This window comes from Sphingobacterium sp. InxBP1, assembly GCF_026191775.1.
GTDB classification, from domain to species: Bacteria; Bacteroidota; Bacteroidia; order Sphingobacteriales; family Sphingobacteriaceae; genus Sphingobacterium; species Sphingobacterium thalpophilum.
The window spans coordinates 127,682-149,208 of the sequence record NZ_JAINDX010000046.1; the positions used below are offsets into that span (position 1 = coordinate 127,682).

The 21,527-nt window shown below is 42.1% G+C and carries 17 protein-coding genes and 1 tRNA gene; 9 read left to right on the forward strand and 9 right to left on the reverse strand.

Annotation, left to right across the window (positions count from 1 at the left end; genetic code table 11):
- Window positions 1-12: 12 nt before the first annotated feature.
- On the reverse strand, window positions 13-540 hold the full coding sequence (locus K7A41_RS13145) for an RNA polymerase sigma-70 factor (protein ID WP_265714043.1): 528 nt from the start codon (window positions 538-540) through the stop codon (window positions 13-15).
- Between the two features lie 399 nt (window positions 541-939).
- Between K7A41_RS13145 and K7A41_RS13150 the strand changes: the two genes are divergently transcribed.
- The 7 genes from K7A41_RS13150 to mnhG all read left to right on the forward strand — a co-directional run bounded on the left by K7A41_RS13150 (window position 940) and on the right by mnhG (window position 6,696).
- Window positions 940-3,249, forward strand: coding sequence for a putative monovalent cation/H+ antiporter subunit A (locus K7A41_RS13150; RefSeq protein WP_265714044.1), 2,310 nt, complete (start codon window positions 940-942; stop codon window positions 3,247-3,249).
- Window positions 3,250-3,322: 73 nt separating this feature from the next.
- A complete protein-coding gene (locus tag K7A41_RS13155) occupies window positions 3,323-3,742 on the forward strand; it encodes a Na+/H+ antiporter subunit B (RefSeq protein ID WP_028072047.1) in 420 nt (139 codons plus the stop codon).
- Window positions 3,742-4,098 (forward strand): Na+/H+ antiporter subunit C, encoded by a 357-nt coding sequence (locus K7A41_RS13160; protein ID WP_028072046.1) that lies wholly within the window; start codon window positions 3,742-3,744, stop codon window positions 4,096-4,098. Before K7A41_RS13155 ends, K7A41_RS13160 begins: the two co-directional genes overlap by 1 nt.
- A complete protein-coding gene (locus K7A41_RS13165; protein WP_265714045.1) occupies window positions 4,095-5,603 on the forward strand; it encodes a proton-conducting transporter membrane subunit in 1,509 nt (502 codons plus the stop codon). The genes K7A41_RS13160 and K7A41_RS13165 overlap by 4 nt, the downstream gene beginning before the upstream one ends.
- 1 nt (window position 5,604) lies before the next feature.
- Window positions 5,605-6,081, forward strand: coding sequence for a Na+/H+ antiporter subunit E (locus tag K7A41_RS13170; RefSeq protein ID WP_028072044.1), 477 nt, complete (start codon window positions 5,605-5,607; stop codon window positions 6,079-6,081).
- Window positions 6,078-6,353, forward strand: coding sequence for a monovalent cation/H+ antiporter complex subunit F (locus K7A41_RS13175; protein WP_028072043.1), 276 nt, complete (start codon window positions 6,078-6,080; stop codon window positions 6,351-6,353). The genes K7A41_RS13170 and K7A41_RS13175 overlap by 4 nt, the downstream gene beginning before the upstream one ends.
- On the forward strand, window positions 6,346-6,696 hold the full coding sequence (gene mnhG / locus K7A41_RS13180; RefSeq protein WP_046671613.1) for a monovalent cation/H(+) antiporter subunit G: 351 nt from the start codon (window positions 6,346-6,348) through the stop codon (window positions 6,694-6,696). Before K7A41_RS13175 ends, mnhG begins: the two co-directional genes overlap by 8 nt.
- Before the next feature lie 108 nt (window positions 6,697-6,804).
- Here mnhG and K7A41_RS13185 read toward each other — a convergent pair whose 3' ends face one another.
- Window positions 6,805-7,896, reverse strand: a complete 1,092-nt coding sequence (locus K7A41_RS13185; protein WP_265714046.1) for a lactonase family protein — start codon at window positions 7,894-7,896, stop codon at window positions 6,805-6,807.
- Window positions 7,897-8,222: 326 nt separating this feature from the next.
- On the opposite strand from K7A41_RS13185, the gene K7A41_RS13190 reads away from it, so the two are divergent.
- On the forward strand, window positions 8,223-9,572 hold the full coding sequence (locus K7A41_RS13190; RefSeq protein WP_265714047.1) for a peptidylprolyl isomerase: 1,350 nt from the start codon (window positions 8,223-8,225) through the stop codon (window positions 9,570-9,572).
- A 50-nt stretch (window positions 9,573-9,622) separates the two neighbouring features.
- Here the strand turns inward: K7A41_RS13190 and K7A41_RS13195 are convergent, their stop codons facing one another.
- The 6 genes from K7A41_RS13195 to K7A41_RS13220 all read right to left on the reverse strand — a co-directional run bounded on the left by K7A41_RS13195 (window position 9,623) and on the right by K7A41_RS13220 (window position 18,681).
- The gene (locus tag K7A41_RS13195) at window positions 9,623-10,507 is read right to left on the reverse strand and encodes a DUF4440 domain-containing protein (RefSeq protein ID WP_265714048.1); all 885 of its coding nucleotides are present in this window, start codon (window positions 10,505-10,507) and stop codon (window positions 9,623-9,625) included.
- A 168-nt stretch (window positions 10,508-10,675) separates the two neighbouring features.
- The gene (gene cysS / locus K7A41_RS13200; RefSeq protein WP_265714049.1) at window positions 10,676-12,142 is read right to left on the reverse strand and encodes a cysteine--tRNA ligase; all 1,467 of its coding nucleotides are present in this window, start codon (window positions 12,140-12,142) and stop codon (window positions 10,676-10,678) included.
- 23 nt (window positions 12,143-12,165) lie between these two features.
- Window positions 12,166-13,467, reverse strand: coding sequence for a ribosome biogenesis GTPase Der (der, locus tag K7A41_RS13205; RefSeq protein ID WP_265714050.1), 1,302 nt, complete (start codon window positions 13,465-13,467; stop codon window positions 12,166-12,168).
- Between the two features lie 166 nt (window positions 13,468-13,633).
- On the reverse strand, window positions 13,634-15,268 hold the full coding sequence (locus K7A41_RS13210) for a RagB/SusD family nutrient uptake outer membrane protein (protein ID WP_028072036.1): 1,635 nt from the start codon (window positions 15,266-15,268) through the stop codon (window positions 13,634-13,636).
- Window positions 15,269-15,278: 10 nt separating this feature from the next.
- Window positions 15,279-18,269, reverse strand: coding sequence for a SusC/RagA family TonB-linked outer membrane protein (locus K7A41_RS13215; RefSeq protein ID WP_265714051.1), 2,991 nt, complete (start codon window positions 18,267-18,269; stop codon window positions 15,279-15,281).
- Between the two features lie 339 nt (window positions 18,270-18,608).
- Window positions 18,609-18,681: transfer RNA gene (locus K7A41_RS13220), tRNA-Met, on the reverse strand.
- A 115-nt stretch (window positions 18,682-18,796) separates the two neighbouring features.
- On the opposite strand from K7A41_RS13220, the gene era reads away from it, so the two are divergent.
- Complete coding sequence (era, locus tag K7A41_RS13225) at window positions 18,797-19,675, forward strand: GTPase Era (RefSeq protein WP_028072034.1); 879 nt, start codon at window positions 18,797-18,799, stop codon at window positions 19,673-19,675.
- Between the two features lie 38 nt (window positions 19,676-19,713).
- Here the strand turns inward: era and uvrC are convergent, their stop codons facing one another.
- Window positions 19,714-21,510: an excinuclease ABC subunit UvrC gene (gene uvrC, locus K7A41_RS13230; protein WP_265714052.1), complete on the reverse strand. Its 1,797-nt coding sequence runs from the start codon at window positions 21,508-21,510 to the stop codon at window positions 19,714-19,716.
- Window positions 21,511-21,527: the final 17 nt, after the last annotated feature.

Consider the following 21,527-nt stretch of genomic DNA (forward strand, 5'->3'; position numbering starts at 1 on the left):
GGTGACAGGAATTTAAATATTTTTTAATAAAAAAATAATAAAGGGAATAAACTCGGGATTTAAACGCTTCAACAACATTTTCATGCCCCGTTGTTTTTGCGTTTTGACGGTATTGATACTGATCTGTAATTCTCGGGTAATCTCCAGGTTCGATAGTCCCTCTAAATACCCTAGCCGAAAGACCTGCTGACACGAGCTGGGCATTTGCTCTATGATTTTATAGATCTCCTGAATGACTTCGCTATGGATCATATTCAGTTCCAAAGCAATATTGTCCTCTTCGGTAAACCCCACAATGTTCCAATATTTTTGTCGCACTTTTTCATGCCGAATATGGTTATAACAAGCGAAGCGCACGGCCGTATAGAGATAATTTTTTATCGCAATCTCATTATCGCTTACCTGATCGGTGTTTTTAAAGTACGAAATAAAGGAATCCTGGACCAAATCTTCTGCTACAGAGAGGTCCCCAACTATCTTCCATGCAAAATGGCATAGCCCATTATAGTGTGTCTTAAACAATACTTCTTCTTTTTGCATAGTTAGGTCACTTGCATTCTCATTTATCTATCGTAATGACGATAGATGAGATTCTTATTTAGGGTAAAAGAACACATCTCCTCGAAGATGTTTAATAATTGTATTGTAAAAATGCTCATTTAATTTGTGAATAGCAAAAATATTTTAGCAATAGTGCCTTCCGCTATAATTAGACTTGCAGACTCATACTCTTTTTAGAGAGATAAGGAAAATAAATGCTGTATTCGAAAATAAACCTGGCAAAAGCGCATCAGTAACTTCACTTTTTTCCGATTTTTTTGCTATATTGTAAACTTTCCGAAAATCTCCGCACCTCTATAATACTCAAGGTTGAGAGCAATGCCAGAGACATTATGGAAAGGTAACAACATCATCTTAATAAAATTAAACAAAGACTGAATGCTATTTACTGTTTTATCAGGGTTAATAACATCGAGCCTTATTGTTCCATTTGGTCGGTTCCTCAAAACCAGATGGGGTTTTATTCTCGCATTTTTACCGGTACTTTTATTTTTATACTATCTGAAATTTATTGTACCGATCGGACAGGGATCTCATTTTGTGCAATCCACCCCCTGGGTACCTTCCCTGGGCATCAATCTGGACTTTAAGTTAGATGGTCTTTCCCTGCTCTTTACCCTGCTGATCACTGGCATTGGTGCCTGCATATTTTTTTATGCAAATGCTTATCTCAAGGGCCATCCCTATATCGACCGTTTTTTTGGTTATCTCTGCCTGTTTATGTCGGCGATGCTGGGTCTGGTACTTTCGGACAATATGCTTCTGCTGTTCATCTTCTGGGAGCTGACATCCATCAGTTCTTTCTTTTTGATCGGATTTAACAACGATATTAATGATTCAAGAAAAAGTGCACTAACCGCCCTTTCGATTACCGGACTTGGTGGCTTTTTCCTGCTTGCCGGATTTATACTGACCGGAAGTATCGCGGGCACATACAGTATCACCGAGCTGGCCGATAGGGCTGCATTGATCCAGCAGCATCCACTTTTCCCGTTGGTGTTTGGATTGATTGTGCTCGGTGCGATCACGAAATCCGCCCAGTTCCCTTTCCATTTTTGGTTACCCGGTGCCATGAAAGCTCCTACGCCGGTCTCTGCTTACCTGCATTCGGCAACGATGGTCAAGGCAGGGATCTACCTGCTGGCCCGCTTCTCCCCCGTCTTGGGCGGAAATCCGATATGGTCCTATTCACTAATGGCAATAGGTGGCGTGACCATGCTCTACGCCGCATTTCACTCGCTTTTCCGCACAGATCTCAAAGGTGTATTGGCTTATTCGACCATTTCTGCATTGGGCGTCCTTGTCTTCCTCCTTGGACTTGGTACCAAAGAAGCCGTCATCGCTGCCAGTGTATTTATTCTCGTACACGCGTTATATAAGGCTTCTTTGTTTCTGATCACCGGCATTATTGACCATGAAACAGGCACAAGAGACCTGACTGTCCTTAGGGGGCTAAGCAAAGTATTACTGCCGGTCGCCGTCGCAGGCTTTCTCGCCGCTCTATCCAGTGCCGGCGTACCACTCAGTATCGGCTTCATCGGAAAAGACCTGATCTATGAGGCTACATTACATGCTCATCAGGACCTGTTCCTTTACTTGACAGGCGCGGCTGTGCTAACAAACATTTTCCTTGTAGCCGCCGGATTTATGGCAGGCATCAAGCCTTTTATGGGCAAGCTCCCTGAACAGTTTAACGGTATCCACCTTCCGTATAAGTCAATGTGGATTCCGCCGCTGATTCTGGCGATCCTGGGTATCGTATTTGGCTGCATCCCCGGTATCCTTGGAGACTGGTTATCGGGCCCCACCGCGACCAGCATCCTCGGCGGTCCCGAGAGCTTCCAGCTCCAAATCTGGCACGGGTTCAACCTTGTGCTGCTGCTGAGTGCCATTACCATTGTCGCGGGTACAATTCTGTTTGTTTCAAATAAACCCAGTGCCGGCAAGCTGGCCTGGATAGGAAGATTTAATGCCTTCGCTCCGGAAAATATCATGCGCGTGATTTCCCGTGAATTTATGCTCTTCTCCGTCTTCTTCACCAGTAAAATGCATAATGGCTATCTGCGTTCTTATTTACTGAAAATTATCTTGTTTGCCGAACTGCTGATCGGCTATCAGCTCTTCTTGGGCGGGCCGCTGCATATCAAATGGGAAACCTTGTCTCCTGTCAGCTTTTACGAGGTCACCACCGTATGTATCTTGGTCGGCGCCATCATTTTGACCATCCGCACCTCCTCGCGCCTGACGGCAGTCGTCGCTACAAGTGTCGTAGGCTACGCAATCTGCCTGATCTTCGTGTTCTATAGCGCTCCGGATCTCGCGATGACCCAGTTTACCATCGATACGCTGACTGTCGTACTGTTTGTACTGGTACTGTTTAAACTGCCATCGTTTTTGAACCTGGCCAACCGCCGGACCATCATCAGGGATGCGATCGTCGCTATCGTTTTTGGTGTCATGTTATCCATGGTCGCCCTGCGTGTACTACATGAACCGACAAGCACTGACATCAGTGACTTCTATGGGAACTACGCTTATGTATTGGCGAAAGGAAAAAATGTCGTCAACGTCCTGCTCGTCGACTTTAGAGGATTCGATACCATGTTTGAAATTGTGGTACTGAGTATAGCTGCTTTAGGGGTGTACAGTTTATTGAAATTACGTTTAAAATCGTCTGATAAAGAATAATACAAGTTAGGGAAGTGTTGATGATCTCCTCAGAATCTCCATACTCGCTACGAATATTTAAATACTAGAATAGATGAATAGTACCATATTACAGACCGCAACGCGTTATCTTCTACCGATACTTTTGCTTTTTTCGGTATTTCTTTTATTGCGCGGTCACTACTATCCCGGAGGCGGTTTTGTTGGTGGCCTGGTCGCCTCCATCGCCTTTGTCCTACATAGTTTTGCATTCGGACCGCAAAACACGATGAAGCTGATTCAGTACAAGCCCCTATCCCTTATTCCCATCGGTCTCGGGATCGCTGCAGCAAGTATGTTTCTGCCGGCTTTCTTTGGATACCCAGTCATGACGGGACTTTGGCTGGAAGAAAAGATTCCTGTCATCGGAATGATTGGAACCGCCCTATTCTTTGACTTGGGTGTCTATTTTGTCGTGATCGGGGTTGTACTCACCATTTTGTTTACCATCGCACTAAATACGGAGGAAGAATAATGGAACTGGTTCTTGTATTGTTGATCGGGATCCTATACGCAGCAGGAATCTATCTTATCTTGCGACGGAGCATGGTCAAACTGCTATTGGGAATTATGCTATTGGGCAATGGTACCAATATCCTCATCTTTCTACTGGGCAACATCATTAAGGGCAAGCCTCCCATTATCGGCCCCGACTTAAAGGTATTTACGGATATATATGCAGATCCCATCCCGCAAGCTTTGATATTAACGGCAATTGTGATCAGCTTTGGGCTGACATCTTTTGCCATTGTACTGCTCAAACGTGTCTATGCACTACTGGGCACAGATGATTTGGATGATTTAAACACGCCTGAGGAAGAAGATATATGATAGACAACCAGCTTATCGCTACGGTCATCGTGCACCTATTCATTGCCATTGTCCAGTTGATGTTCTGGCGAAAATCCACCGCACAACGCTATTTGAGTGTAGGTGGAAGTATACTGGCACTGATACTTGCATTTAAGTTATTTTTCAAAGTGGAGGACAGCGGCATTTTAACCATGAATGCAGCCAACTGGAAAGCGCCTTTCGGAATTGTCTTTGTAGCAGACCTGTTCAGCAGTACACTGGTGGTGCTCACCTCCATCGCCGGACTGGCGGTATCGATATTTTCCTGCGTAGGGGTCGGACGTCAACGGATCCTCTATGGCTACTTTCCAATTTTCCACTTTTTGATGATGGGGCTCAACGGAGCCTTCCTGACCGGCGATATTTTCAATCTCTACGTCTGGTTTGAGGTCATTATCATCTCTTCATTCGTGCTGATGACACTTGGAGGCCGCAAATCTCAGCTTGAAGGAGCTGTCAAATACATGGCCATGAATATTCTCGCCTCCACATTCTTCCTGACGGGCATCGGTATTCTCTATGGCATTTCTGGTTCGCTAAACATGGCCGACCTGGCGCTGCGGATTCCCAAAATACAGAACCAGGCGCTCGTGGAGATCTCCGCAACGTTTTTCCTGATCGGATTTGGCATCAAATCAGCGGTTTTTCCACTCTATTTTTGGCTGCCCTCTTCTTATCACACACCACCATCTGCCGTTGCTGCGACTTTTGGCGGATTATTGACCAAAGTGGGTATCTATGCCCTGTTTCGCGTTTTCTCCCTACTCTTTATCCCTAATGAATTTACAAAAGAATTATTGGTCATCCTGGCCATACTAACGATATTGACTGGTGCCTTTGGTGCCCTGATCAAAACAAATATCCGTAGATTATTTTCCTACCTGATCGTTTGCCATATTGGTTTTATGATCGGCGGCCTTGGGTTATATAGCAAATGGGCACTGCTGGGGGCGGTGTTTTACCTGATCCATGATATTATGGTAAAGACCAATCTGTTTTTAATCGCAGGCGTTATCCGGCAGCTTAGGGGTACGATGGATATGAACAGGCTGGGTGGTCTCTATGCTCAGTATCCGAAGATCTCCTTGCTATTTGCTGTAGTGCTGTTCTCGCTGGTCGGCATTCCACCATTATCAGGCTTCTGGCCTAAGATCTATCTTTTCAGAGATACCTTTCAGCTGGAGAAATATGTCTTTGCCGCGGCACCGATTATCGGTAGCTTCATTACTTTATTGGTCATCGCCAAAATGTGGGCACAGGTCTTTTGGAAAGACGTACCGGAACCGGCAGTGATTGAGGACAAATTTGCAAACATGGTCGGCTACAAAAGAACCATGCTGTTGCTGCCTGTCATGCTGCTGGCAGCAGCATCTCTCTATATCGGCTTCAACGCGGAAGCCATCATTCGCGTCGCGGATCAGATCGCTGTACAATTATTGGATACTTCACCTTATATAAACGCTGTATTAGGAGGGCAGAATTAATATGATCAAACAGTTTTTAATGAATCTGATGCTGTCCTTTATCTGGGTAGCACTTACAGGATCCCTATATTACACCAATTTTCTGTTCGGCTTCCTACTTGGTTTCGCCATCCTCTGGGTCATGAACAGAAACGAAGCTGACCAGCGCTATTTCTTTCGGGTTCCAAAGACCGTCAGCTTTATACTCTTTTTCCTGTGGGAAATGATCGTCGCCAATGCTCAGGTTGCTTATGACGTCATAACACCCAAATTTTTTATGAAGCCGGCAATTGTGAAATACCCCATGGATGCGAAGACCGATCTGGAAATCAACCTGCTGTCGACCTTTATTTCACTCACCCCCGGCACATTGATATTGGATGTCAGCGAGGACAAGAGAACGCTTTTTATCCATGTCATGTATATGAAGAGCAAGGAGCAGTTTGTTTCCACGCTCAAAAACAATGTTGAACGAAGACTTTTAGAAATCTTACGATGAGTTTAAACAGTTATTTCGACTATGTAATTCTTCCGATATTAACATTGTCGGTCATTCTGGCATTTATCCGGTTATACAAAGGTCCGCAGATCTTTGACCGTGTCATCGCACTGGACCTCATCATCACGATTGGAATTGGTATTATCACGGTTTATAGTATCCGCAGTGCGCAGGAAGTATTTTTGGATATCGCCATGATCCTGGCACTGATCGCCTTTCTCGGTACGATAGCCTTTTCATTTTACTTAGAAAAACAAAACAACGATGATTGATATTACATTAGCTATTCTAAGCACCATAGGAGCCCTTGCCATTCTATTTGCATCAATCGGCATATTGCGGATGCCGGATTTTTACTTACGTCTTTCGGTTACGGTAAAGGCGGCAACCCTCGGCGTGGGGTTATTACTGATCTGCGCGGCCATGACCTTCCCTGATGTGTCGGTGACCACCAAAGCCATAGCAATTGGCTTTTTCCTTATCCTCACCGCTCCTGTAGCAGCGCATATGATCGGCCGTGCCGCTTATATCCAACGAGTAAAAACCTGGAAAGGAACCACGCTCAACGACCTTGAAAAGGAAGGCAAGCTGGACTGCAGGAAAGAAGACTTCTAATTGCTCCTGCTAGCCTCCAACGGAGGTAAACTGACCTTCAAAACCGTATCAGGGTACCAAACTGAATTCGATGCCCTGATATCGTTTTATGAGCCGAGCCCGAGTGGACTAAAATAGTATACATACAGGCGCCGGAACACTAATTTCCTTACCAGTATCGGTCAGCAGCCCTGTTTTCGCGTCACGGCTGAATAACACAATATTGTTGGTATTTTGATTGGCCACCAGAACAAAATTTCCATCTGGCGAAAAGTTAAAATTGCGTGGTCCCTTGCCTTTGACGGATGTATTGGCGAGCTTCTTTAATTCACCATCTTTTCCTATTGCAAATGTGGCAATGGTATTGGCATCCCCCCTATTTGTCGCGTACAAGAACTTGCCATCAGGAGAGGTTTTGATGTCTGCCCCACCATTTTGTCCACGGAAACCTTCGGAATTTATGTCATAGGTATTTTGGTACATCCAATCATTGCCTTCTTTTTTATAGGATGCAATCTGGCCCGTCATTTCTAATATTGCATAGAGATATTTCTCTTTTTTATCAAAAGCAATATGGCGCGGCCCGCCACCAGCCGGTGTAAAGAAGTCCTCTGACTCTTCGGCTGCACTAAACGTATTTCCTGATTTGCTGATAGAGAATACAGAGATCTGATCTAAACCGAGATCCTGAAGAAATAGTCTATCGCCCTTTTTCGAAAAAAAAGCAGAATGCACATGCGGCTTTTCCTGGCGCACCGGATCCACACCCTTACCCTCATGCTGGATGAGACGGCTTCTTTTGCTTAACACACCATTGCTCTCTAGATCAAACAAAGCTGCCGAACCACCGGAATAATTAGCCACCGCCAATAAGCTGCCTTTCGGGTGCACCTCGACAAAACAGGGTGATTCACCACCTGAAGGAAGTGAATTTAGCAGGGTCAGCTTTCCATCCTTAAATGAATAGGCTGATACCGTCCCCTCCTCGCCCGGGAGTTCATTGGCCGCGTAAACAAAATTATTATAACGTGCCAAAAACGAGGGGTCTTTGCTTTCCTGTGTGCTAAGCAACGAGGCTTCTCCCGTTTTTGTGTCGAAATTGTAAACATAGATCCCTTTGCTTTCGGTCCTATTGGTATAGGTTCCGACAAACATGGGTATCTGCTGGGCTAATGTAGTCAAGGGAAGTATAGTCATTAAGTAAATAAAAGCTTTTTTCATCTGTTCAAATTATTTATCCATATTACTTGTTTTAACGGCTTCAATAAACCGTTACCTGCGCATTGCTTTTTATATCATTTCGTCTGCCCGCAATATCGTCAATAAACTTGTTAAATTAGGTTAAAACCGCCCTTGCTAATAGGCAAATGCGTATTTTAGCGAATCAATATTAACAAGTCATCAATCTCCATCTGAAATACCGAGATTATAAAAATATTGTTAAATAAAAATACGAATAATTCATATAATCTGATAATTTTGTGCTGTTGTTCAAAATTTCACCATATGGAACGACGTAATCGAAAGGTTGATTTTAAATAATTTAGATGAAAAAAAACATATATATATTGTTTTTGTTGCTGTTTGTTTCCATTCAGGCCAACTTTGCGCAAAGGGGACAAGTTATTGACCGGGTAGTTGCAACTGTGGGCTCAGGAATTATCCTACAGTCGGATGTAGACATGCAGTATGCACAGTGGCTAGCGCAGGGAAATAAGCCCAACGAAACATTTAAATGTGGGGTGCTCGAGCAGCTAATCATTCAGAAGCTACTTTCACAACAGGCTGTAATTGACTCCATCGATGTGACCGAAACAGAGGTCGATGATAACCTGAATGCCCGTCTGCGGCATATGTCGCAACAGGCAGGCGGCCAGGAACGTCTTGAGAAGTTTCTCAACCGGTCGTTATTACAATATAAAGAAGAAATGCGGGCAAGTGTCTTCGAACAGCTGAAAGCAAATAAAATGCAGCAAAATATCGTATCCAAGGTGGATGTCACGCCATTGGAGGTAAAGCGCTATTTCGAAGGATTGAATCCGGACAGTTTACCTTATTTTAACACTGAGGTAGAAATTGGTGAAATCGTCCTAATGCCTAAATTGACTGACGAAGAGAAAAAAGAACAACGGGAAAAAATAGAAAACATCCGTAAACAAATTGTCGACGGTTCGGATTTTGGGACAATGGCCCGGTTGTACTCACAGGATCCGGGATCTGCTCCATACGGTGGCGACTTGGGCTTTGGTACCCGCGACAATTATGTAAAAGAGTTTTCGGCGATGGCGTTTAAATTAAAACCGGGAGAAATATCGCCTGTCGTCGAATCGAAATTTGGCTTTCATATCATCCAGGTATTAGAAAGACGGGGCGAAGAGGTACATAGCCGCCATATCTTAATGAAGATCAATCCAGGCGCTGCAGCATTGGAGCGAACAAAGAATAAATTGGACAGTATTTATAAACTTGTCGTAGATAAGAAATTAGATTTTTATAACGCTGCGACCAACTTCTCAGATGCCGAAGAGAGCAAATTCAACGGCGGTATGGTCCTCAATCCACAGGGATCCAACCGTACAACCTTAATTCCGATGGACGGGCTCGAAAAGGCTGTCTTTACAGCGATTGATCCGCTGAAACCCGGCGAATATTCGAAACCGGAACAATTCACTGACAAAACAGGGGATGTAGGCTACCGTTTCAATTACCTCAAGACACGTATCCCACCGCATAAAGCCAATCTGGATCAGGACTTCACCAAGATCAAGGAAGCAGCCCGGCAAGATAAAATTAACCGGAATCTCAGCAAGTGGTTTGATGATAAAGCGAAAAGCACCTTCATTGAAATCAGCGAGGACTTTGGGAACTGCGACGAACTAAAAAAATGGAAGAAGTAAGGTAAGACAAAAAAAAGACTTGAATGGATCATTCAAGTCTTTTTTTTGTCTTACCTCTCAAACATCATTTCTATCAGGATGTTCCAGTTGGCCTTTTTTACGTCATCTTTTGCCAGCTCACTCAATTGCCACACCCGTATATAATTATATTTGACCACCTTATCTTTTTGCCGAACAGTTGCCGTTCCTTTGGTGTAGGCAAAGTCCCCACTATACGAACGTTTCACCTCTTCCGGCACTGTTTCGATCGTCATACGCTGCTTCTTTAAATATGCCATCATTTTATCCTTACCCTCTAACGGACTTGTCCAGGGGAAAAGAAACCGAACGTCCTCACTTAAAAACTCCTTATAGGCCGTGGCATTATCGGCCTTGAGCACAGTAGACATCAGCTTATCGGTTTCCATGACAATATCTTCCCGTTGATTAAGCCTTACTTTAGAACGATGTTTTAAATACCAGGAATCTGTTGGTTCGATATATTCAAGATCAAAGTTGTTGTCGTTGCCGTTATTTTCTACTTCAGCACGGATATCGACAAGCCATTTCCCTTTTTTATTGCGCTTCCAAACAGTGAGGTATTCTCCGTGTCGCAACCGTGCTCCAACTTTTTGAAAGTCCATCGATCCTGAAGTGACGCCAAACTCCTGACTCTTCGCAACCAATGCAAATGTCGGCGCCCAGTCTATGACATCTGGAATATTGGGTCTATTATTAAGGTAATTGAATGCGTTTACCGCGGAGGGAACATAGAATGTAGATTCTTTATCGATAATCGACAAAAACGCCTGATGTGGTGTGGTTGCTTTAGCCAATGCTGCGGCGTCTTTATCCGCCTGTATCAAACTTCCAACTTTTTCGGGTATCTGCGCATACAATGTTGTACCGACCGTACTCATCAATGCAACAACGGATAACCTGTTCCAAAAATTCATATACAAATGATTATTTATAAATGTTCATTTTCATCGACATAAAATGAACGTGTTATACTCAGTTTGCCGGCGAAGGCTTTACGGAATATCCATTGACTTCTGGAAACGATGATGTCACCGACCTATGGATATTCCAATTAGTTTGTTTTAAATTCGATTTTTTATCTATCAAATCTTATTCCAAAGTGTGCCTTCCTTGCTATCTTTCAACTGAATACCAATTGCACTGAGTTCATCGCGAATCCGATCCGATGTGACAAAGTCCTTGTTGGCTTTGGCTTCGTTTCGAAGTTTAATCACCAGGTTCATCACATCATCGATATCATCGGTACCTGAGGCCTGATCATTCCGCAATCCGAGGATATCTTCAACAAACTCTTTCATGAAAATTTTGAGTTTTTCAAGTCCTTCCTCCGATACCTTCGCTTTGCCATCATAAATGGAATTGATCAGACGTACGACTTCAAATAGCTCTGCAATAAGTACCGGACTATTGAAGTCATCGTCCATCGCGGCATAACATTTATTGCGGATTTCGTCCAGATTGAATGAATCAGTTCCCTTGGATACCTTCAGCTTATCAAGGAGGCCCATCGCTGTCATTAACCGTTTATAGCCTTTGTCCGCTGCATCCAGAGCTTCATTGGAGAAGTCCAATGTGCTACGGTAATGTGCCTGCAGCATAAAGAAGCGCACGGCCATTGGTGAATAGCCTCTGTTTAACAAAGGGTGGTTACCTGTAAACAATTCACCCGGCAAGAATCCGTTGCCGGCAGACTTGGACATCCGCGCGCCATTGACGGTCAGCATATTGGTATGCATCCAGTATTTTGCGGGACTTGTATTGTTACATGCCTCGGATTGCGCGATTTCATTGGTATGATGTGTTGCAGCCAGATCCATTCCCCCACCATGAATATCAAACTGGTCACCGAGGTATTTGCGGCTCATGGCCGAACACTCGATATGCCAGCCCGGAAACCCTACACTCCATGGCGCAGGCCAGCGCATAATAGTTTCGGGCTTAGCTTTGATCCAAAGGGCAAAATCCAAGCGTCCTTTTTTCTCATCCTGACCGCTCAATTCGCGGGTATTGTTTAGCATATCTTCCAATTTGCGGTTGGTCAAGATTGTATAATCATACTGCTGAACATACTTCTCAACGTCAAAGTAGACGGTCCCATTGACTTCGTAGGCGTACCCATTAGCGATAATCTGCTGGATCATTTCGATCTGCTCAGAAATATGTCCAGTAGCTGTAGGCTCAATGCTGGGCGGCAAGGTGTTGAAAAGACGCAACACATCATGAAAACCGATGGTATACTTCTGCACGATTTCCATGGGCTCCAGCTGTTCCAATTTGGCCTTTTTTGCAAATTTATCATCTCCTTCGTCACGATCGCCCTCCAAATGTCCTGCATCAGTAATGTTGCGTACATAACGCACCTTATATCCCAGGTGACGCAGATACCTAAAAATCAAATCAAAAGATACAAACGTACGACAGTTGCCCAGATGTACATCGCTGTAAACAGTAGGTCCGCAGACATACATCCCCACAAGATTGGGATGGATCGGTTCGAATTTTTCTTTTGTTCTTGAAAGCGTATTATATAAGAAGAGATTATGGTCCATTTTTCTTAAAGCTCTTGGGAAATCTATTTTTGTCTGAAATATATTTGAATAGGCACACCTGTAAAGTCAAAGTTTTCGCGTAATTTATTTTCGATAAAGCGTTTGTACGGATCTTTGATATACTGTGGCAGATTACAGAAAAACGCAAACATCGGTGTGCGTCCCGGAAGCTGCGTAACGTATTTAATTTTGATATATTTTCCTTTCAGGGAGGGCGGTGGGTAATGCTCAATAATATCCAGCATCACCTCGTTTAGTTTTGATGTCGGAATCTTTTTGGTTTTGTTGGCGTAGACCTTATCTGCAACTTCCAAGACCTTCAGCACACGCTGTTTTTCGGTCACCGAAGTAAAGACAATAGGGACATCCGTAAATGGGGCAATTTTTTCACGGATACGGTCTTCAAAGGCTTTCATCGTCTTATTATCCTTCTGGATCAAATCCCATTTGTTGACTACGATGACGATTCCCTTCCTGTTTTTTTCAGCGAGATTGAAAATATTAACATCCTGTGCCTCCAGTCCATCCTGTGCGTCCAACATCAGGATCGTGACATCAGAATCTTCCAATGCTTTTATTGTGCGCATGACAGAGTAAAACTCGATGTCCTCATTCACTTTGGATTTGCGGCGAAGGCCAGCGGTGTCGATCAGCAGGAAGTTGTGGCCATACTGGTTATAATGAATGCGGATAGAATCGCGGGTAGTGCCGGCCATAGGAGTTACAATATTCCGGTCCTTGCCGATCAGTGCGTTGGTCAATGACGATTTACCCACATTTGGACGGCCGACGATGGTGTATTTAGGCAGGCTTTCTTCCTCCTTTTGCTCCTCTTCGAAGTGCGACACTACAGCATCTAATAATTCACCCGTCCCCGAACCTGTGGCAGCTGAGATATTAAATACTTCCCCTAATCCGAACGCGTAGAATTCGGCCGATTCATGGTGCAATTTAGCGTGGTCCACTTTATTGGCCACTACATAGACAGGTTTAGAACTTCTTCTGAGGATATCCGCAATCTCATCATCTAAGTCGGTGATACCAGTGGTCACATCCACCATGAATAATACGACAGAAGCCTCTTCAATAGCAATGTACACTTGGTCGCGGATAGCTTCTTCGAAGATATCATCCGAACCATGTACAAAACCACCGGTGTCGATGACTGTAAATTTTTTTCCGATCCACTCGGCTGTTTCATAATGACGGTCGCGGGTCACACCGCTAAAGTCATCAACAATCGCTTTTCTACTTTCTGTCAGGCGATTAAATAAAGTAGATTTACCTACATTCGGACGCCCGACAATTGCAACAATATTTGCCATATTTAATGTATTTGATCCGCCCGCTCTCACAGCAGACGGCACTTTTATGCTAAATTACAGTTAAGGGTACAAAGATACAGATTCAAAAGGGATTATATAGGATAAAACAAAAAAAGCATTACCTCCTCAGAAGTAATGCCTTTCGTTTATGATTAACCAGCAATAATCACGGATTTTGTTTTAAAACACCATTTGTTAATGTGATTTGTTGCTCCGGAATATAATCAATGACTTCATTTGATTTCGCATCGACCGTTAAAAAAGAATTTGAATTTGAGATGTGTGTACCAGGGTATTTCCTATCCAAAGTATATCCATTTCTAAATACATCGAACTTCCTATGCCCTTCCCAAGCAAGTTCAAGCTTACGTTCAGTTAATACAACATCAAGTACAGATTTTTCACCAAGATTAGCAGTAGTCCATAATCCAGTCGTCGGAATCCCAGCTCTTTTTCGAATGACATTCACATCATCCAAGGATGACTGTATACGCCCTAATTTTGCATTTGCTTCGGCACGTATTAAATATATTTCAGCCAGTCTAGATATTACTGGGGACCAAAGATGGCCTTGACCTTCCTGTCCCGAACATTTAAGAATAAAATATTTCAGATAGCCATTCCGATCTTCTAATTTTTTATCAATCAACACTGTTCTTTTTTTGCCTGCAATTTCGATAAAATATTGAAACGAACCGGCACCATTCGACTCTTTAATTAATTTATTTTTATTGCCATCAGAAGTATATGTATAATCCGAACCTTCTCGTTTAACAATGACGCTACCGTATTTGTAATTATCATTTACATAATAGGCATGTAGTTCATTGTTGTTAGAAACAACCGGCTCAACAAAACTGTAACGAATATCCTCCGGATATTTACGGATCTCTTCTAAATAGGATCTTGACGCATACATTTCCCCCCAACCAGCACCATTGATCGTTGCATACATAGATCCTATTGTATACCATCCATTATCAGAATAGTCAACATCTTTCAAAAACTTGATTGCAAAAATAGTCTCCGGATTATTTTCCGGCGCTGCTTTCGCAATATCCGTATATTTATCTCTTGACAATAGTGTAAACTTACCTGAATTAATTACTTTATCAGCATAACTTATCGCCTTTTCATTTTCACCCATAAACAGATACACACGTGCTAATAAAGCTTGTGCGGAATATAAACTTGCATATATATTCCCTTTATATGACTTAAAAAGTGTCTCTGCCTTTAACAAATCAGATACGATTTGTTGATATACCTCTTTTACTGTATTACGAGGCAATACTTCAAAAGGGTCGTCATTAAGTTTAAGCGGAACAGCTAAATTTACATCTGGATTTTGATTATAAGGACGTCCAAAAACATTGGCTAAATAAAAATACATTAAGCTTCGTAAATATAGATTTTCAGCGATAATCTGATCGTTTGTATCTGAAGTCCCTTCCTCTAATTGACCTAAGATATTATTCGTTCCTGCAATAATTTTGTATGAATTTTCCCAATAACTATTTACACGACCATTATTAACAATACGGTTATAGTTATAATTATAAAAAAAAGCATCAGTAGTAACCCCACTCAACGACACCTCGTCGGAAGGATATTCAGTGACGCGATGCCAATTCTCCACCCAGCTTTTCAACGTATGATAATTCCCAAGGTTTAATGCGTCGACCGCTCCTTCGGTATTTGTTATAGACTCATTGGTCAAATCTGTATAAGGTTCTTTATTGAGCGAACAGGAGCTCAATAAAAAAAATATAATTGATGAATATAAAAGTTTATTTTTCATGTGATTGAATTTAGAATGTGAAATTAACACCTGCTGTAACACGCTTTGGAGATGGATATTGGGAAGTCGAATCTCCAAATAAGGCCGCCTCGGGATCAAGTCCTGTAAATTTAGTTGACAACCATAAATTATCTGCAGCAATAAAAACGTTCACACTTTTCAACTTAAGTTTACTTAATAATTGTGGATTAAAATCATAAGCCAATGTCACGTTTCTTAACCTAAAGAAAGATGCATCCTCCAAATATCTAGATGATGTCTTATTAGAAGCGCTATTATTATTATAGGAAGCTATCGGATGTGTTGCATTAGCATTAGTCGGCGACCATCTTGACCATCCATCTGCTAAAATCATCTGATTATATGACGGATATGCCCCATCTGAATCAAATAATTCACGACCTCCATTGTAGGCATAAGCACCGTGCAAATAAGAGAATGTCGCTGTCAATGATATCCCTTTATATAGGAAACTTGTGTTTATACCGCCCTGGTATTTAGGTGTTGAAGTACCCACAAATTGTAAAGTTGCTTTATTATAGTCTGAAGTGGTTGAAACTTCACCAGTCTCAGGGTTTACAACCTCCCATAATGGCGCACCATTATTTTGATTAACACCAGCCCAATGACGCATATACCAAGAGTCAATATCACGTCCTTCTGAGTAACGCTTATTTCCAGCTGGCACATCAACACCATCTTTTAGATTTTTGATTCGATTTTTATTTGCAGCCCAATTGGCACCAATATTCCACTGTAATGGACTTTGTGGATCAAGTACCCGAGCATTCACTGCCAGCTCTAAGCCTTTATTATTGATAGAGCCAATGTTATACCAATAGCCATCCCATCCTGCAGTCGCAGGAAATTTAACATAAGACAATAGACCATCCGTATTTTTATTATAAGCATCGACAGTTAAATCTATTCGATTAAACAGGCCTAATTCCAATCCTAAATTGACATCTCTCGATTTTTCCCAGCTTACATTTCTATTATTATATTGGTTAGGAATAGCTGCTGGCGCACCATTATACTGCCCATTCAATCCATAAAGCGAATATGATGCGTAAAGTGAGGTAGGTGTATTGCCGACTTCTCCATATGAGGCTCTCAACCGCAATAAATTGATCTGATCGACATTAAAGAAATTCTCTTTATAAATATTCCAAGCTCCACTCACTGCGAAGAAACCACCATAACGATTATCAGCCCCAAAGCGTGAAGCACCATCCAATCGATATGAACCCTGGAAATTATAACGCTCATCATATTTATAATTTACTTGGACAAGACCAGATTGGAATGCATAATCATTTTTTGTACCTGATTGTGACAAGAAATTGGCCGCATTATCAACTATCGTTGATCCCCCGGATATACCTTTACCTGAAGCCCCAACGCTGGTGTACACATAATCAGAATATTCATACGCAGCAAGCGCTGAAACCTCATGTTTACCAAAATTTTCTTTATATTTTAACATTTGGTTAAAAAATCTCGTAATACGTTTGTCGGCAAATTGAGATACAGAGCCTTTATTCTCTAAACCAGAATTTGATTTAGGATCCGTATATGACATCGTAGTTTGATTGTAATAAGCCAAACTATTCATTGATTCAAATGTAAACCGATCTGAGATTTTCAAAGAAAAATCTAAATTTGATTGTATATCGAATGTTTGTCCTTCTCCATAATTATACTGTAAATCATACAAATAATTATTATTATCCCTACCATACCACAATACATCACCCACTTTAGGATTTATCAATGAGCCATCTGCATTAAAAGGAGTATCCCAAGGCATATTCAGATACATATCATAGAGCGAATGTTGACGATCCTCATAACTAGTATAAGAAGCATTTATCCTTGGCTTAAAGGTTAGATTCTTCGTCAATTTATGTTCAATATTCAATCTCCCGGTAAGTCTATTATAATCGTACCCTTTTACAGATCCTTTTTCATCGTAATAGTTTCCACTTGCATAAATTGATGTTTCTTCCGTCTTCCCCAAATAGTTTGCACTAAAATCATTTATTGCTCCACTTTGAGTGCCATTCGCTAACCAGTCATAATTAGTCTTCAAAACATCTGAAGTTACATTATTCGGTATCGCTTCTTGATTGTTAAATGATTGGTATAAATCCCACATTTGTTGAGAATTCATTACCTTAAATTTCCCAGGATTGAATTTTGCAGCTCCAGAAGATAAGTTAAATGCAAAGAGATGTTCACCAGGTTTTAATGCTCTTTTAGTCGTAACAACAATGACACCACTAGCTCCCCTTGAGCCATACTGTGTCGTTGCTGCAGCATCTTTCAATACCGAAACTGTTTCGATATCATTTGGATTTATATTTGGTGTTCCGTGCATAATTACACCGTCAACAACCCATAGTGGACTAATATTTGAATTGATTGAATTTCGTCCCCTAACTCGAATATTAGCATTTGAACCAGGTCTACCCGAACCAGAAACAACGTCAACCCCGGCAATTTTACTTTGTAATAAAGTGGAAACATTAGGTGATTTTACATCCTTTAATGTTTTTTGATCGATAGAAACAACAGAAGCTGAAACTTCTGTTTTCTTTTGACGCGAATATCCTGTTACAACGACTTCATCAAGCGCCTCATCATCAAGAACAAGATTAATATTGATAACTGGACTTGTCACAGTCACTTCTTGGCCTTTATATCCAATACTGTTGACGACCAGTACATCTCCGTTTTTGGCTTCAATGCTAAAGCTCCCATCCATCCCCGCGGATGTAGAGCGTGAAGTACCACGCACACTAATAGTCGCACCCGCCAGAGGGCCGTCTGCTGACTGCACTTTTCCGGTGACTTTCTGCTGAAAAACATCTTTATTCGACAGAACATTGTGGCTTGCAAATCTAAGACCATTAGCGTTAGCTTCGCCATGTGTACTTGTGATAAGTAAAGCTAACGATAACAGACTCAACCTGTGATTGCCGAGAATCTTTGAAATCATAATATTTAATAGTTAGTTTAAACATTGATTAGCATGCTAATCAAAATTTAGGTACATGAATGCTAAAGCTATAAGAAGATACAGGCTTATCAAAATGCACACATAACGAAATCGATTGCGCCAATTACACAAACGATTGCATAAACTACATTTGCAACTAAACATAGCCGGTTTATCAAAACATGCATTTCGGTCCACGTATACGCTGAAATGAAGTCGCTTTGAACGATCTATATTGACAAACAATAAGGAGGGGCGTTAAACTGATCCTCATATAGAAAAGGTACGAGGATATTTAAAAACAAAAAGCCAAGGTGGCACCTCGGCTTTTTCATTTAGTAGCGGGGACCAGACTCGAACTAGTGACCTTCGGGTTATGAGCCCGACGAGCTACCAACTGCTCCACCCCGCAATATATTTTTTGAACAAAATTGCCTTTTCTTTTGAAAAAACAAGATTATGATCCCTTCGAATTGGAGTACAAAGATATATTTTGTTTCTTTGTAATCCTAATAAAATTTAGAAAAATGTCACATAAAGCAGGATTCGTAAGTATCATCGGAAAGCCAAATGCTGGTAAGTCCACCCTAATGAACGCTTTAGTAGGTGAAAAGATGTCCATCATCACCCCTAAAGCGCAAACGACAAGACACCGCATTATCGGTATTGTAAATGATGAAGACCATCAGATTGTCTTTTCGGATACTCCGGGTGTCATCAAACCAAACTACTCGCTACAGGAATCCATGATGAATTTTGTTCAAGGATCACTTATTGATGCAGACATTATTTTATTTGTGACGGATATCCATGAAAAATATGACGAGAACGACGTTTTGGAAAAATTACGCAAAACAAACTCGCCCGTCGCTGTTCTCATCAATAAAATCGATAAATCTTCCGAAGAGGAGGTAAAAGCTAAAATTGAATTCTGGCAGGAAAAACTGAATCCCGACACCATCTTTGCCATATCCGCAAAACTGAACCATAACGTATCTGCTGTCATGCAGTACATCAAGGATAAATTGCCAGTGCATGAAGCATACTACGAAAAAGACGAGCTGACTGATAAATCGATGCGCTTCTTTGTCTCCGAAATGATCCGTGAAAAGGTATTCAAACTGTACGACAAAGAAATCCCGTACAGCACGGAAGTAATTGTTACATCGTATAAAGAGGAAGCAAACATCACCCGTATCGCCGCAGAAATTATCGTCGAACGCGATTCCCAAAAGAATATTATTATAGGCAAAGGCGGAGCCATGATCAAAAAAGTCGGCACTTATGCTCGCCAGGACATTGAAGAGTTTATTGGAGGCAAAGTATTCCTGGAATTGTTTGTCAAAGTCATCCCCGACTGGAGAAGCAAAAAGAACTACCTCAAACGTTTCGGCTATGACGACTAATTAGTGCAGAGCTAGGGGTAGCTTTCTTAACTTTGACTTTACTTTGAAAAGTAGTCACGAAGTGCTTTAATCTGTTTAAGATTAAGCACTTTTTTTAGCTCTTCGTCTGAAAGCTCTTTGACTTTTTTTACCGATTTAAATTCCTTCAGCAGCTTTTCTACTGTTGTCTTACCAATACCGGGGATGTTCTCCAGTTCGGATACAAAGGTCTTGCGGCTCCGCTGGTTACGATGAAAGGTGATGCCAAAGCGGTGGGCTTCATCGCGAAGATGCTGGATCACTTTTAGGGTCTCTGATTTCTTATCCAGATAGAGCGGATATTGATCGCCGGGATAGAATAGTTCCTCCAGTCTTTTTGCGATACCGATCACGGTAACCTGTCGTTCGATACCGAGCAAGCGCAAGCTCTTGAGCGCTGCTCCCAGCTGGCCTTTACCACCGTCGATGATAATCAACTGTGGCAGAGACTGCCCTTCGTCCAGCAACCTCCTATAGCGTCTAAATACAGCTTCTTCCATCGTCGCGAAATCGTTGGGCCCTTCTACAGTTTTTACATTAAAATGCCGATAATCCTTTTTGGACGGCTTGGCATCTTTAAACACGACGATGGCCGACACGGGATAATTTCCCTGTATATTGGAGTTATCAAAACACTCGATATGCTGCGGCAGTACGTTCATTCGGAGATCCTTTTGCATTTGCTTTAAAATACGTTCTGTCCTGACATCAGGATTGAGTTTTTCGTATTGTAGCAAGCGTTCTTTCCGGAAAAAGACCACATTTTTCTGCGACAATTCCAAAAGTTTCTTTTTCTCTCCCAGTTTGGGAACGGTAAAGCGTATACGCTCATTCTCCTCGATATCAAGCTCAAATGGCACAATAATCTCCCGGGACAGGCTCTTGAAGCGTTCACGAATTTCAGGGATGGCCAGCGACAGCAGTTCCTGCTCCGTTTCATCCAATCGTCGCCTCATTTCTAGGGTCTGCGTCTGAATAATGACACCGTTCATCACCTTTAGGTAGTTGACAAAGGCGTAACCATCGTCGGAGGCAATGCTAAAGACATCTACATTCGTGATGGAGGAGTTGACCACAGTTGACTTGCTTTGGTAATTGTCCAACTTATCCAATTTAGCCTTGATTGCCTGCGCACGCTCAAAATCCAATGCGACCACAGCAGCCGAAATGCTTTCTTTCAGGCGGTTGGTCACGATAGCGATTTTGCCGTTCAGAATATCCTTGATATCCCGCAGATTCTGATCATAGTCATCTTCAGACTGGTAGCCTTCGCAGGGCCCTTTGCAATTACCGATCTGATATTCGAGACAGATCTTAAACTTGCCCTTTCGGATATTCTCCTGTGTGAGCGCCAGATTGCATGTTCGAAGCGGAAAAAGCTCGCGGATCAAATCGAGTACAATGTGCATCATCCCGACAGAAGGGTAAGGCCCATAATAACGTGACCCATCTTTCACATATTGCCGCGTCCAAAATACTCGAGGAAAAGGCTCGTTTTTAATGACAATCCACGGATATGTTTTGTCGTCTTTCAGTAGAACATTATACCTTGGTTTATGTTTCTTGATCAGTGAGTTTTCAAGTAGCCAGGCATCAATTTCCGTATCGACGATAGTAAATGAAATCCGGTTGATCTTTCGCACCAGCACCCGGGTCTTGCCGTTTAGCTGGCTTTCATTGACAAAATACGACCCCACCCGGTTGCGAAGGTCCTTCGCTTTACCGATATAGATAAGTTCATCGTTCTTGTCAAAATATTGATAGACTCCAGGCCGATGCGGTATTTTCTTTAGTTCTTCTCTATAATCGAATGCCAAAACCTTGAAATTAAAAC